13 protein-coding genes are annotated in these 17,125 nt (G+C 28.2%); all 13 read left to right on the forward strand.

Going from position 1 to position 17,125, the window contains the following annotated elements; all coding sequences use genetic code 11:
* The first annotated feature begins 15 nt into the window (after window positions 1-15).
* The 13 genes from smc (at window position 16) to Q3287_RS04825 (ending at window position 17,118) form a co-directional block, all read left to right on the forward strand.
* Entirely contained in the window at window positions 16-3,570 is a 3,555-nt protein-coding gene (gene smc / locus Q3287_RS04765) for a chromosome segregation protein SMC (protein ID WP_407963593.1), read from the forward strand.
* 26 nt (window positions 3,571-3,596) lie between these two features.
* On the forward strand, window positions 3,597-4,871 hold the full coding sequence (gene ftsY / locus Q3287_RS04770; protein WP_407963594.1) for a signal recognition particle-docking protein FtsY: 1,275 nt from the start codon (window positions 3,597-3,599) through the stop codon (window positions 4,869-4,871).
* Between the two features lie 102 nt (window positions 4,872-4,973).
* Window positions 4,974-5,342, forward strand: a complete 369-nt coding sequence (gene ylxM, locus Q3287_RS04775) for a YlxM family DNA-binding protein (protein ID WP_003419333.1) — start codon at window positions 4,974-4,976, stop codon at window positions 5,340-5,342.
* Complete coding sequence (gene ffh / locus Q3287_RS04780) at window positions 5,339-6,691, forward strand: signal recognition particle protein (RefSeq protein WP_021383940.1); 1,353 nt, start codon at window positions 5,339-5,341, stop codon at window positions 6,689-6,691. The genes ylxM and ffh overlap by 4 nt, the downstream gene beginning before the upstream one ends.
* 37 nt (window positions 6,692-6,728) lie before the next feature.
* Window positions 6,729-7,001, forward strand: a complete 273-nt coding sequence (gene rpsP / locus Q3287_RS04785) for a 30S ribosomal protein S16 (RefSeq protein WP_054269750.1) — start codon at window positions 6,729-6,731, stop codon at window positions 6,999-7,001.
* 63 nt (window positions 7,002-7,064) lie between these two features.
* The gene (locus Q3287_RS04790; protein WP_054269751.1) at window positions 7,065-7,292 is read left to right on the forward strand and encodes a KH domain-containing protein; all 228 of its coding nucleotides are present in this window, start codon (window positions 7,065-7,067) and stop codon (window positions 7,290-7,292) included.
* A gap of 109 nt (window positions 7,293-7,401) precedes the next feature.
* Window positions 7,402-7,917, forward strand: coding sequence for a ribosome maturation factor RimM (rimM, locus tag Q3287_RS04795; RefSeq protein ID WP_054276281.1), 516 nt, complete (start codon window positions 7,402-7,404; stop codon window positions 7,915-7,917).
* Window positions 7,918-7,925: 8 nt separating this feature from the next.
* Entirely contained in the window at window positions 7,926-8,621 is a 696-nt protein-coding gene (gene trmD / locus Q3287_RS04800; RefSeq protein ID WP_054269753.1) for a tRNA (guanosine(37)-N1)-methyltransferase TrmD, read from the forward strand.
* Window positions 8,622-8,805: 184 nt separating this feature from the next.
* The gene (gene rplS, locus Q3287_RS04805) at window positions 8,806-9,156 is read left to right on the forward strand and encodes a 50S ribosomal protein L19 (protein ID WP_407963595.1); all 351 of its coding nucleotides are present in this window, start codon (window positions 8,806-8,808) and stop codon (window positions 9,154-9,156) included.
* A 318-nt stretch (window positions 9,157-9,474) separates the two neighbouring features.
* Entirely contained in the window at window positions 9,475-10,371 is an 897-nt protein-coding gene (gene ylqF / locus Q3287_RS04810; RefSeq protein ID WP_054276283.1) for a ribosome biogenesis GTPase YlqF, read from the forward strand.
* A 390-nt stretch (window positions 10,372-10,761) separates the two neighbouring features.
* Window positions 10,762-12,054, forward strand: a complete 1,293-nt coding sequence (gene brnQ, locus Q3287_RS04815) for a branched-chain amino acid transport system II carrier protein (RefSeq protein ID WP_054269755.1) — start codon at window positions 10,762-10,764, stop codon at window positions 12,052-12,054.
* A 1,150-nt stretch (window positions 12,055-13,204) separates the two neighbouring features.
* Complete coding sequence (brnQ, locus tag Q3287_RS04820; protein ID WP_054276284.1) at window positions 13,205-14,497, forward strand: branched-chain amino acid transport system II carrier protein; 1,293 nt, start codon at window positions 13,205-13,207, stop codon at window positions 14,495-14,497.
* Window positions 14,498-14,925: 428 nt separating this feature from the next.
* Entirely contained in the window at window positions 14,926-17,118 is a 2,193-nt protein-coding gene (locus Q3287_RS04825; protein ID WP_054276285.1) for an adenosylcobalamin-dependent ribonucleoside-diphosphate reductase, read from the forward strand.
* Window positions 17,119-17,125 lie beyond the last annotated feature (7 nt).

Below are 17,125 nucleotides of genomic sequence, written 5' to 3' on the forward strand. Positions count from 1 at the left end.
AGGGAGAGAAACGATTTGTATTTAAAGAGACTAGAGTTAAAGGGATTTAAATCCTTTCCAGTGAAAACAGATATTATTTTTAAAGAAGGAATAACAGCTATAGTAGGGCCAAATGGAAGTGGAAAAAGTAATATATCTGATGCTGTAAGATGGGTATTAGGAGAACAGAGTATTAAGAGTCTTAGAGGGGATAAACTTGAAGACGTAATATTTGCAGGTACAGATACAAAAAAACCTATGAATTACTGTGAAGTTGCTCTTACCATTGATAATTCTGAGAATCAATTGGAATTAGATTTTACAGAAGTAACTATAAGAAGAAGAGCTTATAGAAATGGTGAAAGTGAGTTTTTTCTGAACAATAAGAGCTGTAGATTAAAAGATATAAAAGAAGTCTTTTTAGATACTGGTATTGGAAAAGATGGTTATTCAATCATAGAACAAGGAAAAGTAGACGAAATATTAAGTAATAATCCTTTAAGTAGAAGGAAAGTTTTTGATGAAGCATGTGGTATATCAAAGTATAGATATAAAAAGCAGGAAGCAGAAAGAAATTTAAGTAATACAAAAGAGAACTTAGAAAGAATAGATGATGTATATATAGAAATTGAAAATCAATTAAAACCTCTTTTTAATCAACAAACAAAAGCAAAAAAGTATTTAGAAATAAGTGAGAAGTTGAAGATATTAGAAGTAAATAGCTTTATAAGAGAAATTGAAGGAACAGAAAAAGAATTAAGTGAGGTTAATGAGCATAGAAAAGTTATTGAAAAAGAACTTAATGAAAAAGAAGAACAAAAAAGCATTGTAGAGAAAAAACAAGAAGACATCAATAAAGAGATAGATGTATTACAAGATGTAATTGAAAAGTCTGTAGATTATATAAACTCTATTAAAGGGGTTATATCAAAAAAAGAATCTCAAATAAACTTAATTAAAGAAAGAATAAGAAATTTCACGAATGAAATTCATAGAAAAAGTTCAGAAATAAATGATATAAAAGAAAAGCTAAATGAAAATAAGCAATACATAAAAGACTTAGAAAGTAATAAATCATCAGGAAATGAAGAACTATCTATTTTACAAGAAAATATAAAAGTGTTGGAGTCTAGTAAAGATAAACAAAAAATGAAATTGGAATCTTTAAATAACGATATAGAGTTATTGAAAGAAAGTATAATAGATATATTAAATAAGAAACAAGAGTTTAGTAATAAGTTGTCTACATTAAATGCAAATAAAGAAAATATGAATATAAGAGATGAAAATATAAGCTCAGAAATAGCAGAATTAAATAAGAGTATTGAAATAAAGTCTCTTGAATTAGACAACATAAGTGAAGAATTTAATATGCAAAATGATGATTTAAAGAATGTAAATAATAGAAATAGGGAATTAGCAACTAATTTACAAGATACAATTAGTAAATACAACGAGCTAGAAGATGAAATACAGAAAAGTAAATATAATCTAAATGGATATAATTCAAAATTAAATGTCTATGTAGATATGGAAAATCATTATGAGGGATTTAATAGAGGTGTAAAAGAAGTCCTAAAAAATAAAAGTTTAAAAGGCATTCATGGAGCACTAGGTCAAATTATAAATGTACCTGAACAATATGAGAAATCTATAGAAGCAGCTTTGGGTGCATATATGCAGAATATAATAACTGATGATGAATTTAGTGCTAAATCTGCAATAAATTATTTAAAGCAGAATAATTTAGGTAGAGTAACCTTTCTTCCATTAAATATAATTAAAGCAAACAAAATAAGTTTAGGAAATTTAAAAGCAAATACTAAATTTATAGGAATAGCAAGTGATTTAATTACATTTAATGAAAAGTATAGAAATATAATTGAGAATATACTTGGAAGAACTATACTTATAAATAATATAGATGAAGGTATAAAATTTGCAAAAGAAACTGGTCATAGATTTAAAATAGTGACTTTAGATGGTGAAATATTAAATCCAGGAGGTTCTTTGACTGGAGGAAGTTTAAAAACTAATGGTAATATACTATCTAGAAAAAGATACATCAATGAATATACAGAAAAGATAAATAACATTAAAATTGAGATTTCAGACTTAGAATCAAAAAGAGAGTCCCTAGACAAAGATATAAAAGATATAAAAAATGAAATTAATTCGTATGAGAATAAAATAAAAGATTTAGAAAAAAGTATAATAATAAAAAGTACAAGTATAAAGAACATTGAATCTGAAATTGAATCTTTAAAAGGTAGTATTACTAAATTAGATAATGAAAAGAATGATTTGAACTCCAATTTAAATTACACACTTGAAAAAAGTGATATTGTTGAAAAAGATATGGAAGAATTAGATAATATATACAATCAAAATAAAGAAAAAATTGATAGTTTAAATGATGAAATAAAAAAATATAATGATTTATATGATAAGGAAAAGTCCCAATTTGATGAATTAAACTTAACCTTAGTAAAGAAAAGAGAAGTTTATAATAGTATAGTCAGAGATATAGAAAGAATAATTGGCGAAAATTCTGAGTTAGAAGAAAAAAATAAACAATTAGAAAAATCATTGAACTATGAAGAACAAGAAATAATTAAATTGCAAGATTCTATATCTATTGAAGAAAAAGAAAAAGAAAACCTAACAAAACAATTAGGAGATAGTAACAGAAATCTTGAAACTAGAAAAATAGCTAAAGATGATTTGAAAAATAGTTTTGATGAAATCAATAAAGAATTAAAAGCTATAGATAGACAACATATAGAACTTAAAGAAAGTTTATTTAAGGTTGGTGGAAGATTAGAAAGATTAAAGACTAGTCAAGACACATATGTAAATAAGTTATTTGAGCAATATGAGCTGACTTTAGTACAAGCATTAGAAATAAAAGATGAAAATTTAGATATAGATAGAAAATTCTTAGAAAATTTAAAGAGAGAAATAAGAAGTCTTGGAAATATAAATATAGATTCTATAAAGGAATATGAAGAAATAAAAGAAAGATACGATTTTTATAGTGAACAAAAACAAGATTTAGAAGAATCTATGGAAGAGATAGAAAAACTTATACATACATTAGAAGAAAATATGAAATCTGAATTTGAGATTAAATTTGAAGAAATAAGTAAAAACTTTAAGTATGTGTATAAGAGATTATTTGGTGGAGGTTGTGGAGAATTAACTATTTTAGATAAAGAAAATTTATTAGAAAGTGATATACTAATAACAGCCCAACCACCAGGTAAAAAAATGAAAAATCTAAATCTATTGTCTGGTGGAGAAAAAGCTTTAACAGCAATAAGTATACTCTTTGCTATATTAATTACAAAACCAACACCTTTTTGTATATTAGATGAGATTGAAGCACCACTTGATGATGCAAACATATTTAGATTTGGAGAGTTTTTGAAGGATTTATCTAAAGAAACACAATTTATATCGGTAACACATAGAAGAGGGACTATGGAAGCAGCTGATTATATTTATGGAGTTACTATGCAAGAAAAAGCCATTTCAAAAGTTATTAGCTTAAAATTAAAAGAAGCTCAAGAAATAACAGATATTATATAACTTAGATTGACATAGGAGGAAGAACAGTGTTAAAAAAATTATTTGGTTTTGGAAAAGACAAAGAAAAGGAACTGGAAAAAAAGGATGCTGAGCCAGAAGAAGAAATAGAAAGTAGTATTGATAACCTAGAAAATGTAGAAGAAACTATTTTTTCAGGCCTTGAAGAAGAAGTTATAGATAAAATAGAAGATATTGAAGAAAAAACTGAAGAAGATGCTACTAATGAAAGTACTGAACAAGATGAAAAAGTAGAAGGCCAGTTAAAAATTGATGAACAAGATGTAGAAACTATTTTAAATGATGATTCTAAAGAAGATAAAATAGAAGAATTAGAAAGCTATAATAATGAAACTGAATCTAAAGAGATGGAAGATAAAGAAGAAAAAAAGGTTAACTTGTTTGAAAGGTTAAAACAAGGATTAACAAAAGCAAAGCAAGGAATAACTGATAGAATAGATGAGGTTTTAAAATCATATACAAAAGTAGATGAAGATTTACTTGAGGATTTAGAGGAAATTTTAATAACAGCAGATGTTGGTGTAAATACAACTATGGATATAATTGAAAAACTAAGAGATAAAATAAAGCAAAAAGGTATTACAGAGCCTATGAAAGTAAGAGAAGAGCTTAAATCTATAGTAGAAGAGATTCTTACAAATGAAAACTCTATATTAGATATAGAACCAACACCATGTATAATTCTAATGGTTGGTGTAAATGGAGTTGGCAAAACTACTACAATAGGTAAACTAGCAAATAAATACAAAAAAGATGGTAAAAAGGTTTTATTAGCAGCAGCAGATACATTTAGAGCAGCAGCTACAGAGCAATTGGAAATTTGGGCAAATAGAACGAATGTAGATATAATAAAGCATCAAGAAGGAGCAGACCCTGGAGCAGTAGTATTTGATGCTATAAAGGCAGCCAAGGCTAGAAAAACAGATGTATTAATATGTGATACAGCGGGAAGATTACACAATAAAGCTAATCTTATGAATGAGCTTGGAAAAGTATTTAAAATAGTAGATAGAGAATTTCCAGAGGCAAAACGTGAAGTACTTCTTGTAGTAGATGCAACAACAGGTCAAAATGCAGTCGTTCAAGCAAAGACATTTAAAGAAGTTGCAGACATAACAGGTATAGTGCTTACAAAACTTGATGGGACTGCAAAAGGTGGAGTAGTACTTGCAGTAAAATCAGAAGTAGATGTACCTGTAAAACTTATTGGAGTTGGAGAAAGAGTAGAAGACCTGCAAGATTTTGATGCAAAATCATTTTCAGATGCATTATTTGGTAACTAGTATTCTTTTAAAAATAATGGTTGACAAGAGTGTTTATATGATATAAAATACAATAGTGTAAAGTAGATAACCTTTACAGTATACTGCTAGGAAGTGTAAGATATGAATATAGAAAAAATGGTCGAAATTGGATTGTTATTTGAACAATATAAAGAATTATTAACTGACAAGCAGAAAGAAATAGTAGCTCTATACTATGAAGAAGATTATTCTTTAGGTGAAATTAGTGAAAATCTGAATGTATCAAGACAAGGTGTGTATGATACTTTGAAGCGTTCAGAAAAAATACTAAGAGATTATGAAGAAAAATTACACTTAGTATCTAAGATTCAGGAGCAGGAAAAAAATATTAAAATTATAAAAGATAAAATTATTGACATTAAAGAAGATTTATTGCACAATAGAGATTGTGCTAATTTAATCCCTAAGCTAGAAAATATAGAAGATGTATGTAGGGAGATGATAAAATGATATTTGAAGGATTGTCTGATAAACTACAAGGGGCATTTAGTAAGTTAAAATCAAAAGGAAAACTTACAGAAGTAGATGTAAAAAATGCTATGAGAGAAGTTAAACTTGCTCTTCTTGAAGCAGATGTTAACTTTAAAGTAGTTAAAGATTTCATAAAAAAAGTTCAAGAAAGATGTGTTGGACAAGAAGTTATGCAAAGCTTAACTCCAGCTCAGCATGTAATTAAAATTGTAAATGAAGAACTTACAAGTTTAATGGGGGATGTACAAAGTAAAGTAATGATTTCCTCAAAACCTCCTACAATTTTGATGATGGTTGGACTGCAAGGAGCAGGTAAAACTACTACAGCAGGAAAGCTTGGAGGATATTTTAAAAAGCAAGGCAAGAAACCTTTATTAGTAGCTTGTGATATTTATAGACCAGCAGCAATAAAGCAACTTCAAGTTGTTGGGGAAAAATTGGATATACCTGTATTTAATATGGGAGATAAAGAAAATCCTGTAAATATTGCAAAGGCAGGTTTAAGCCATGCAATTAAAAATGCTAATGATTTAGTTATTATAGATACAGCTGGTAGACTTCACATAGATGAAGTGCTTATGGATGAATTAAAATCAATTAAGTCAGAAGTTAAACCACATGAAATACTTTTGGTTGTAGATTCTATGACAGGACAAGATGCTGTAAATGTTGCAGAAAGTTTCAATGAAGCTCTTGGTGTTGATGGAGTAGTCTTAACTAAATTAGATGGAGATACTAGAGGTGGTGCTGCACTTTCAATAAGAGCAGTTACACAAAAACCTATAAAATTTATGGGTATGGGAGAAAAACTAGATGATATAGAGCCTTTCCACCCAGATAGAATGGCATCAAGAATACTAGGTATGGGAGATGTCTTAAGTTTAATAGAAAAAGCACAAGAAAATATAGATTTAGAGAAAGCCAAAGAATTAGAACAAAAAATAAAAAAACAAGAACTTGATTTTGAGGATTTCTTACAACAAATGGAACAAATACAAAATATGGGACCTCTTGACAAGATAATTGGTATGATACCTGGTATGGGAAATGTAAAAGACCAACTTGGAGATGTAGATTTGAATGGCAAGGAAATGAATAGAACTAAAGCCATAATTCAATCAATGACTACATATGAGAGAAGAAACCCAGGAGTATTAAACGCTTCTAGAAAGAAAAGAATAGCTAGAGGTAGTGGAACTAGTGTACAAGATGTAAATAGACTTATAAAACAACTTAATGAAATGAAAAAAATGATGAAGATGTTTGCTGGTTCGCAAAAAAGTATGAAGAAAAGGGGCGGCTTAGGCGGTTTACCTTTTTTTAAATAAAATATAAAAAAGTAAAAATTATTCGGAGGTGACTGTAATGGCAGTTAAAATAAGATTAAAAAGAATGGGAGCTAATAAAAAACCTTTCTACAGAATAGTAGTAGCTGATTCAAGAGCTCCAAGAGATGGAAAATTTATAGAAGAAATAGGATACTATAATCCAGTTTCTGAACCTAAACAAGTAAAAATAAATGATGAAAAAGCTATAAAATGGTTAACTACTGGTGCTCAACCAACAGAAGTAGTTAAAAAATTACTTGTGAAAAATGGAGTAATAGAAAAATTCGAAGCTTCTAAACAAGCAAAATAATTTTTCTTAGCAATTAGTTTAAGTAAATACTCATTGCTGAGGTTACTTTAGGAGATGAAATATATGAAAGAGCTAGTTGTAGATATAGCTAAGGCTCTAGTTGATAATCCTGATTCAGTTGTCGTTGAGGAATTTGAAGATAATGGTGGTATAGTCTTAAAACTTACAGTTGCTCAAGATGATATGGGTAAGGTTATTGGGAAGCAGGGAAGAATAGCTAAAGCTATAAGAACTGTCGTAAGATCTGTTGCAAATAGAGAAAATGTAAAAGTTTCTCTTGAGATAGTGTAAATAGGAGGATTAGGTATAATACCTAGTCCTTTTTATATAATTATATGTAGTTTTAAGAATTTATGATGATATGAGTATATAAGATTAAATTTTTTAAGAAGGTGATAACATGAAAGAAAAAGTAACTCATTTTAAGATAGGTCAAATAGTAAACACACAAGGTCTAAAAGGTGAGGTAAGAGTTTATCCACTTACTGATGATATAGATAGATTTGATGAATTGAAAGATTTTTATCTAGGAAAAGATTTAAATAATAAGTGGATTGTTGAAAAGGTAAGATACAAAGGTTCTATGGTTATAATGAAGATAAAGGATATAGATACTATAGAAAAAGCAGAAAAACTAAAAAATAAATTTATGTACGTGTCTAGGGAAGATAGTAGAGAACTTGAAGAAGGCGAATTTTTTATAGCAGATATGATTGGTATGGAAGTTTTAACTGTAGACGGAAAATATGTAGGAGTGTTAGAAGATGTACTTCAATACTCTGCAAATGATGTTTATGTAATAAAAGGTGAAGAGGATAAAGAATTCATGATACCAGCTATAAAAAAATTTGTACCTACAATAGACATTGATGACAGAAAAATGATTATAGACCCTATTAAGGGAATGATAGATTAGGTGGCAATATGAGATTTCATATAATGACGCTTTTTCCAGAAATATTTAATTCATATATGAATGAGAGTATAATGAAAAGAGCAGTTGAAAAAGGTGTAATTGAAGTTCATATATATAATATAAGAGATTTTTCTGATAATAAGCATAAAAAAGTAGACGATTATCCATTTGGAGGAGGAGCTGGTATGGTAATGACTCCTCAACCGATATATGACACGTATAAGCATATAATAACAACTCATAATATAAATAATCCAAGAGTAATTTATCTAACTCCAAAAGGAAAGGTATACAACCAATCTATAGTGAAGCAAATGTCTATCAAAGAGGATATAATACTGCTATGTGGTCATTATGAAGGTATAGATGAAAGAATAATCGATTTAATTGTAACTGATGAAATTTCAATTGGAGATTATGTACTAACTGGAGGGGAACTTCCAGCACTTATAATGATAGATTCTATATCAAGACTAATACCAGGTGTATTAAATCAAGATGAATCTTTTGAAGAAGAATCATTTAAAGATAATTTGTTAGAGTATCCTCATTACACTAGACCTAGAGATTTTGAAGGATTAAAAGTACCAGAAGTGCTTTTATCAGGTAATCATAAAAAGATAGATGAGTGGAGAAAAGAAGAATCTATAAGAATAACTAAAGAAAGACGATTAGACTTATATAGAAAATCTAAAGAAAAATAGAAGTATAAGAAGTAATCAATATACATGTATACAATAAAGTACCTATAAATGGAATTAAAAACGTAAAAGTGCTTGTAATAACTATTGAAGTATAGTATAATATAAAATGTTGAAAATACGGGCGTTCCTCTGTTTACACTGGTCGGGTAGTTAAGAACGTCTATGATATTTAGGAGGAAGAAAGATGAATGAAATACTAAGAGCAATTGAGCAAGAACAATTAAAAAATGAAGTTCCTAATTTTGGACCTGGGGACACAGTTAAAGTACACGTTAGAATTATAGAAGGAAAAAGAGAAAGAATACAAGTATTCGAAGGTGTAGTATTAAAGAGACAAGGTGGAGGAGCAAGAGAAACTTTCACAGTTAGAAAAATGTCTTTCAATGTTGGTGTAGAAAGAACTTTCCCAGTTCACTCTCCAAAAATAGAAAAAATAGAAGTTACTAGAAAAGGTAAAGTAAGAAGAGCTAAACTAAACTACTTAAGAGGTAGAGTAGGTAAAGCTGCTAAGATAAAAGAAGCTAGAAATAGATAATTAAAAACTTTACTTATAAATGGGGGGCTGATTTATCAGTCCTCTTTATATTTTAATGAAAATTATAGCAAATAATTATATCAGAAATAAATAGAACTATTTGTTGAAATATACATTATTTATTTATGAATTTATAACTTTTAAAATGAAAAATAAAATCGATAAATATTGAATTATATTTTGAAATAATATTAAAATAAGAAGAGAATATTATGTAAAGTATGATGTTAAAAGCATGACAATACAGTGATTTAAATAAATTTATTTTTTAATTATAATTAAGGAATAGTAATATAATATTTTAAAGGAGTGATATATATGTCAAATGAATATGAAGAGTATCTTATGGATGACAATCTACATATAAACTGGTATCCAGGTCATATGAAAAAAACTAAGGAGTTAGTAAAAAATAATTTAAAATTGATTGATGTAGTTATTGAACTGTTAGATGCCAGAATACCATTTAGTAGTAAAAATCCAGATATAGATAAGCTTGTAGGAGATAAACCAAGGGTAGTTGTACTTAATAAAAGTGACATGGCAGATAGAGATAAATTAAATCAATGGGTAGAGTACTATAAAAAAATTAACATAAAAGCTATACCAGTTGATACAATAAAAGGCATTGGTATAAATAAGATAATAGAAGAATGTAAGAATGTAACTAGAGAAAAAATGGACAATTTAAAAGATAAAGGTAGAAAAGAAAGAGCTATACGAATAATGATAGTTGGGGTTCCAAATGTTGGTAAATCATCTCTTATAAATAAATTAACAGGTAGAAAAAGTACTCAAACAGGAGACAAGCCAGGAGTAACTAAAGGGAAGCAATGGGTTAGGTTAAAAGGGAATCTTGAACTTTTGGATACACCTGGAATACTTTGGCCTAAGTTTGAAGACCAAGAAGTTGCTCTAAACTTAGCCTTTAGTAGAGCTATAAAGGATGAAATTTTGGATACTGAGACTTTAGCCTTAAGACTTATAGAGAAACTCATGAAGATAGCACCTGAGAATCTGAAAGCTAGATATAAATTGGAATCTCTAGGAGAAACTCCAATTGAAACTATGGATATGATTGGTCATAAGAGAGGATTCATAACAGGAAAAAAAGAGCTTGATTATGCACGTATATCTACAACCGTTTTAAATGAGTTTAGAGATGGAAAAATAGGGAATATAACATTAGAAATACCAGAGAATGTTAAAAGATAGATTTTAAAGCCAGGTTAAAAAATTTAACATTATAAAATAAAAAAAACCTTTTCCTTAAGGTTTTTTTTATTTTTTTTAAATATAGACAAATATTGTCATATGAAAGTATAAATTAGATTAGAAAACGTTTAAAAATATTAATTTAAGACAAATATACCTAATTTTTTGAAAATTAAAATGAGTGTGATTATTTGAAATTTTGGTATATTGACTTGCTTGTTTCGTATAATATATAATAAGCACAAATCAATACAATATATTAAAAATTTAATTTATTTAATTTTATTAATTTAATAATAAGTTCTTATTGTTTTAATTAATTTATTTATGCAAGCGTAAACAATTGAGGCATTTTATTAATTTAATAAGGTTAAAAAGGGGGATTTTATAATGGGTAAGACCAAGGATATGATAGTATTTGGATTTGCATTATTCGCAATGTTCTTTGGAGCAGGTAACTTAATATTTCCACCATATTTGGGAATAATTACAGGTCCAGAATGGTTAATTGCCTTCTTAGGATTTACATTTGCCGATGCTGGTTTGGCACTTCTAGCAGTAATGGCTACAGCTAAATTTGATGGAAACGTAATTGAGATGTTTAAAAGATGTGGTATGAAATTAGGGATTCTTATAGGTTGTGCAGATATTTTATGTATAGGACCATTCCTAGCTATACCAAGAACAGGTGCAACAACTTATGAAATGGGTATGATGCCTCTATTTGGAACTTCGATTCCAGTGTTATTATTCTGTGTAGTTTATTTTGCGATATCATATGTATTAACAGTAAGACCTTCTAAGGTCGTAGATATAGTTGGACAATTTTTAACTCCAGCTCTTCTAATAGCTTTAGCATTTATAATTATAAAAGGTGTTGTATCTCCACTTGGAGAGGTAATAGATAAACCTATGATACCTAATGTATTTGCAGAAGGTATAGGCCAAGGATATCAGACGATGGATGCCTTTGCAGCAATAGCACTTGCATCAGTGTTGATAGTATCTTTAAATGAAAAAGGGTATACTTCTATTAGTGAAAAATTAAAGATGATTGGTAAAGCAGGTGTGCTTGCTTGTGGAGGATTAGCTTTAGTTTATGGAGGTTTGTGTTTCCTTGGAGCAACTGTATCAACAATGTATGGAACAGATGCAGTACAATCACAAGTAATAGTAAATATAACACAAGGATTGCTTGGAAATATTGGGAAAGCGATTTTAGCAGTAGTAGTATCATTAGCATGTTTAACTACATCTATAGGCCTTACATCTGCTACAGGACAATATTTCTCTAGACTTACAAAAGGTAAATTGAGTTATGAAAAAATAGTTTTAGCTGTATCTGTATTCAGTGCAGTAGTAGCATCTTTTGGTGTTGGAACTATAATAAAGATAGCATCACCTGTATTAAGTATAGTTTATCCACCATCAATTGTTTTAATAGTTCTAGCATTCTTTAATGAAAAAATCAAGAATGACAATTTATACAAGGGAGCAGTATATATGTCATTGTTTATAAGTATATTAACAGTTATATCTACTTATGGAGTAAATGTTCCAATAGTAAATTCTTTACCACTTGCTTCATTAGGATTTAACTGGGTGGTTCCAGTTATAATAGCTGGAATAATTGGTAATTTTATACCATCAAAGAGTCAATCTAATACACTTGGAACAAATTAAGCTTTATTCAATTAAAATATGAACCTGTAACTAAAGGAGTTATCTATAATAAATGAAATTATTTATATATAGATAACTCCTTTTATTTTTTCTTTCTATACTAATTGTTTGCTTTTGTTATACAACAAATATAAGAAAATATTGGAAAAAATATATAGTTTATTTTTTAACAATATTAGATGTTAAAAAAAGAACTTTGGAGTAATTTTATAAGTTTAGTTATAAGTATTAGCTGTTTTTTACAAAGATATTATATAAATAAAATTATGACAATAATAAAATAATAAAATAAAATTTAAGGCGTTTGCATATATAAATCAATTAATCGAAGTACTAAATTGTTTTTATATAGGTATATATTAAGAATTTTTAGTTAATTTTGAAATATAAGTGTGTCGATGTGGATACAAGCAACTGCAAAGTTTAAGTAAGTTGGGAGTTAGAAAATAATTACAATGAAGAAAAGTAAGCTTGCGAATCATAATAAGGAATTTTCAGAAAAAACGATTTCAGAGATGGAAAAGAAGTGGAAAATCTATGAATGTAGAACAATAATTTAGTAAAATTAGAAATCGATTTAGCAAAATAAATACAAAATACTACAAGAATTAACGTAAATAAGAGTTGTGATAAAAGGAAAACGATTTTCTGAATATCATAATTTTGAAAATTTAAAAAATTAAAAATCATATTGACGTCTTTTTTTTAGAATTATATAATAAACACAAAATATTTAAAATTTAAATTGAATTATTTAAATTGAATTAAAAAAATTATATGTAATATAGTAAGGAGGGATATACACTATTACATAAAACAAGTTAAATCAAGAATAGTTCAAATGATGTTAAAATTAAGAATATTCAAAAAAGTTAGAATTTTTAATTTTGTCAAGAAAAATTAGAGAAAAAATAAAAAACCAATCATGTTTAAAGTATACAGGTTGATTTTATTTAATTAAGAAAGTTGTATTAAATATTGCGAAGATTTTATAAATTATGAAACATAATTGACAAGTTTAAGTCAAAAATGTATAATTAAATAAAATCTCGTCAAAAGGTTTTCATTTAAGAAGAGATTGGACTTATTTTTTAGTAAAATGTAGTAAAAAAGCAGTAAAGTAGTAAAATTCAAAATGGGGGTGCTTTAAATGGGTGAGAAACAAATCAAGTTTAAAGATGTAATTGTAATTGGATTTGCACTATTTGCAATGTTTTTTGGTGCTGGGAACTTAATATTCCCTCCATATCTAGGAGTTTTATCCGGAAGTAGCTGGTTAGTAGCTTTCATAGGATTCCTTTTCGCAGATGGTGGTTTGGCATTATTAGCAGTTATAGCAGCAACTAAGTTTAATGGAGATACATCAAAGATGTTCTCAAGAGCAGGTAAAGGATTAAGTATTGCATTAGGATGTGCAATGGTAATCTGTATAGGGCCACTTTTGGCAATACCTAGAACAGCAGCAACAACTTATGAGATGGGTATATTACCTACAATAGGTTCAGGAATAAGCCCAGTAATATTCTCTATAGTATTCTTTGCTATAGTATTACTTCTAACAATAAGACCATCAAAAGTTGTAGATATAGTTGGGTCAATATTAACTCCAGCTTTACTTATAGCTTTAGCAGTATTAATAGTTAAAGGTATCGTATCTCCATTAGGAGAAATAAGAGATAGTTCTCTAATACAAAATGTATTTGCAGAAGGTATCACTCAAGGTTATCAAACAATGGATGCACTAGCAGCTAGTGTATTCGCATCAATCATAATCATGTCAGTAATAGCTAAAGGATACACAGGTGAAAAAGAGAAGATGAAAGCTACAGTAAGTGCAGGTGTTATTGCAGTAATAGGTATGGCACTAGTTTATGGTGGTTTATGTTATCTTGGAGCAACTGTATCTCAAGCATATGGACAAGATGTTCAACAAACAGCTTTAATAGTTGCAATAACAGCATCTTTACTTGGAACTACAGGTAAAATTTTATTAGCTATTATAGTTGCATTAGCATGTTTAACAACAGCTATAGGACTTTCTTCAGCAGCTGGTCAATATTTCTCAACACTTACAGATGGAAAATTAAAATATGAGCATATAGTTATAGTAGTTTGTGTGTTTAGTGCAATCATATCAAACTTTGGAGTAAGTACAATAATACAATTCTCTGCTCCTATATTAAGTATGGTATATCCAGCAACTATAACTCTAGTTATATTAGCATTATTTAGTAACAAAATTAAAAATGACAATGTATTCAAATGTGCTGCATATATGGCATTATTAGTAAGTGTATTAACAGTTGCAACAAGCTTTGGAGTAAACATTCCTCTAGTTAATAGCTTACCATTTGCTTCATTAGGATTTAACTGGATAGTTCCAGTTGTAATAGCAGGAATAATAGGATACTTTATTCCATCTAAAAGCAGTAAAACTGCATAGTAACAAATAATAATTGATAATTATGGAATTGCCTTTAAATTATATAGGCAATTCCTTTTTATATTTACTACAAATATGGAATGTCAATGTAAAATATCATCACATATATTTGTAAAGAAAAAATAAAGAATTTACTATTTAAGTATTTATTAATTAATGAAGGTTAAAGTGATAAAAACATAAAAAAGATAAAGTATATAAAAGTAGAATTGGACTTTTATATACTTTTTTATATTATTTTAAAGTTTTTCAAGAATGTGTTTTACAAGTTGAGAAAACTATAAGGAGTGTTATATTGAATATAAAATAGTATAATATATATTATGCTAGATAATTAATCTGAAAAAATACAAACATATAAAAAAGTTTGTTTAGAATTATAGTTAATAGGTGTATTAATTTAATACTAATTTATTGGAGGTCTAAAGATGAAGTACATAATAAAAAGAGATGGTACAAAAGAACTTTTTAGTAAAAGTAAAATTGAAGATGCTGTCTATAAGGCTAGTATAAATAGTGAAGGTGGAGTGGATAGAGATTTAGCGTATGATATATCAAGAAAAATAGATAAAGACTATAACTCTATGGAAAAGTGTTTATCTGTAGAGGAAATACAAGATATAGTTGAAGTATTGCTTATGGAATCAAATAGGAAAGATATAGCAAAACACTACATATTATATAGAGAAAGACGTTCTGAAATAAGAACTAAAGCGTGGGAGTTTGATGAATTACAAAAATCAATATGGAAAAACAAGTATAGAAATAATGGTGAGAGTTTTGATGAATGGATAAAGAGAATCTCAAATAACAGTCCAAGAATCTCAAAATTAATAAGACAAAAAAAATTTCTATTTGCTGGAAGAATTTTAGCAAATAGAGGTCTGCAGAAAGAAGGTAAAAAAGTAACATATTCTAATTGCTATGTAATAGAGCCACCAAAAGATAGTATAGAAGATATTTTCGATACTGCAAAAAAACTTGCTAGAACATTTAGCTATGGTGGAGGAGTTGGAATTGATATTTCGAAGTTAAGACCAAAAGGAGCAAAAGTGAATAATGCTGCAAAACACACAACTGGAGCAGTTTCATTTATGGAACTTTACAGCATGACAACTGGTTTGATTGGTCAAAGAGGAAGAAGAGGAGCTCTTATGATTTCTATGGATGTAAACCATCCAGAGATAGAAGAGTTTATAGATATAAAAACAGACTTAGAGAAAGTTACTAAAGCAAATATTTCTGTAAGAGTAACAGATGAATTTATGCAAGCTGTAAAAGAAAAGAAACTTTATAACTGTACTTTTGAAGTTGAAACTACTGGAGAAAAAATAGTCAAGATAGTAAATGCATATGATTTATTTACTAAATTTGTGAAAAATAACTGGGATTATGCAGAACCGGGTATTTTATTTTGGGACAAAATAAGAACATATAATTTCATGAGTGAAGACAAAAGTTTTTGCTTTTCAGGAGTAAATCCTTGTGCAGAAGAGCCACTTCCAAGTGGAGGAAGTTGTCTCCTTGGTTCAATAAACTTGTCAGAGTTTGTAATACAGCCATTTGGTGAACATGCTACCTTTGATATTAATAAATTAAAATCTTGCGTTAGAGAAGCTGTAGTAGCTTTAAATGATGTGTTAGATGAAGGATTAAACTTACATCCATTACAAGAGCAAAGGGATAGTGTACATAAATATAGACAGATAGGTCTAGGTGTAATGGGTATAGCTGACATGCTTATAAAAATGGGAATAAGATATGGTTCTGATAAATCTTTAGAATTGTGTGATTTGATTGGTAAGACTATGCTGAATGAAGCTGTAAAGCAATCAGCATTAATTGCTAAGGAATATGGAACTTTTAGTGAATATAAATATGAAAATATCTCTAAATCGGAGTTTTTTATAGAAAATTTAAATGACGATACTAAGGAAATGGTTAAAAAATATGGGCTTAGAAACTCACAACTATTAACTATACCTCCTACAGGTTCTATATCTACAATGATAGGAATTAGTGGGGGAATAGAGCCAATATTTAATCTTTCATATATAAGAAAAACTGAGAGTTTGCATGATGAAGATGTATATTATAAAGTATATACTCCAATTGTTAAAGAATATATGGATAAAAAAGGTATTACGGATGAAGAGTGTTTACCAGATTTTTTTGTAACTGCTATGAATATAGGATATGAAGAAAGGATAAACATGCAAAAAGTATGGCAAAAGTATATTGATGCTTCTATATCATCTACAATAAATATACCTTTTGAAACTACAATTGAAGATGTTTTCAATATATATATTAAGGCATGGGAGGCTGGTCTTAAAGGTGTGACAATATTTAGAGATGGATGCAAAAGGAGTGGAATTTTAATAAATGAAAAAAAGGAAGAAAACAATAAAGAAAATAATAAAAAAGAAGATAATAAAAAAGAATGTTATAAAAATAATAAAAAAGAAAAAGATAATAAAGATGAAGAATCCAAAAAAATAGTAAATAAAAATTTTGAAGAAGATGAGAAATTTGTGTGTCCAGAGTGTGGAAGTGAAGGAATTGCACACACAGGTGGTTGTAGTATATGCTTAAAATGTGGATATAGTGGATGCAATTAAACTTTGC

Origin of the sequence: Clostridioides sp. GD02404, from assembly GCF_045898275.1 — a bacterium.
GTDB classification, from domain to species: Bacteria; Bacillota; Clostridia; order Peptostreptococcales; family Peptostreptococcaceae; genus Clostridioides; species Clostridioides difficile_A.

Coding starts and splice junctions, on each gene's coding strand:
- ylxM (WP_003419333.1), top strand. CDS start 4,974: ATGAATATAGAAAAAATGGTCGAAATTGGATTGTTATTTGAACAATAT.
- ffh (WP_021383940.1), top strand. CDS start 5,339: ATGATATTTGAAGGATTGTCTGATAAACTACAAGGGGCATTTAGTAAG.
- rpsP (WP_054269750.1), top strand. CDS start 6,729: ATGGCAGTTAAAATAAGATTAAAAAGAATGGGAGCTAATAAAAAACCT.
- Q3287_RS04790 (WP_054269751.1), top strand. CDS start 7,065: ATGAAAGAGCTAGTTGTAGATATAGCTAAGGCTCTAGTTGATAATCCT.
- rimM (WP_054276281.1), top strand. CDS start 7,402: ATGAAAGAAAAAGTAACTCATTTTAAGATAGGTCAAATAGTAAACACA.
- trmD (WP_054269753.1), top strand. CDS start 7,926: ATGAGATTTCATATAATGACGCTTTTTCCAGAAATATTTAATTCATAT.
- rplS (WP_407963595.1), top strand. CDS start 8,806: ATGAATGAAATACTAAGAGCAATTGAGCAAGAACAATTAAAAAATGAA.
- ylqF (WP_054276283.1), top strand. CDS start 9,475: ATGTCAAATGAATATGAAGAGTATCTTATGGATGACAATCTACATATA.
- brnQ (WP_054269755.1), top strand. CDS start 10,762: ATGGGTAAGACCAAGGATATGATAGTATTTGGATTTGCATTATTCGCA.
- brnQ (WP_054276284.1), top strand. CDS start 13,205: ATGGGTGAGAAACAAATCAAGTTTAAAGATGTAATTGTAATTGGATTT.
- Q3287_RS04825 (WP_054276285.1), top strand. CDS start 14,926: ATGAAGTACATAATAAAAAGAGATGGTACAAAAGAACTTTTTAGTAAA.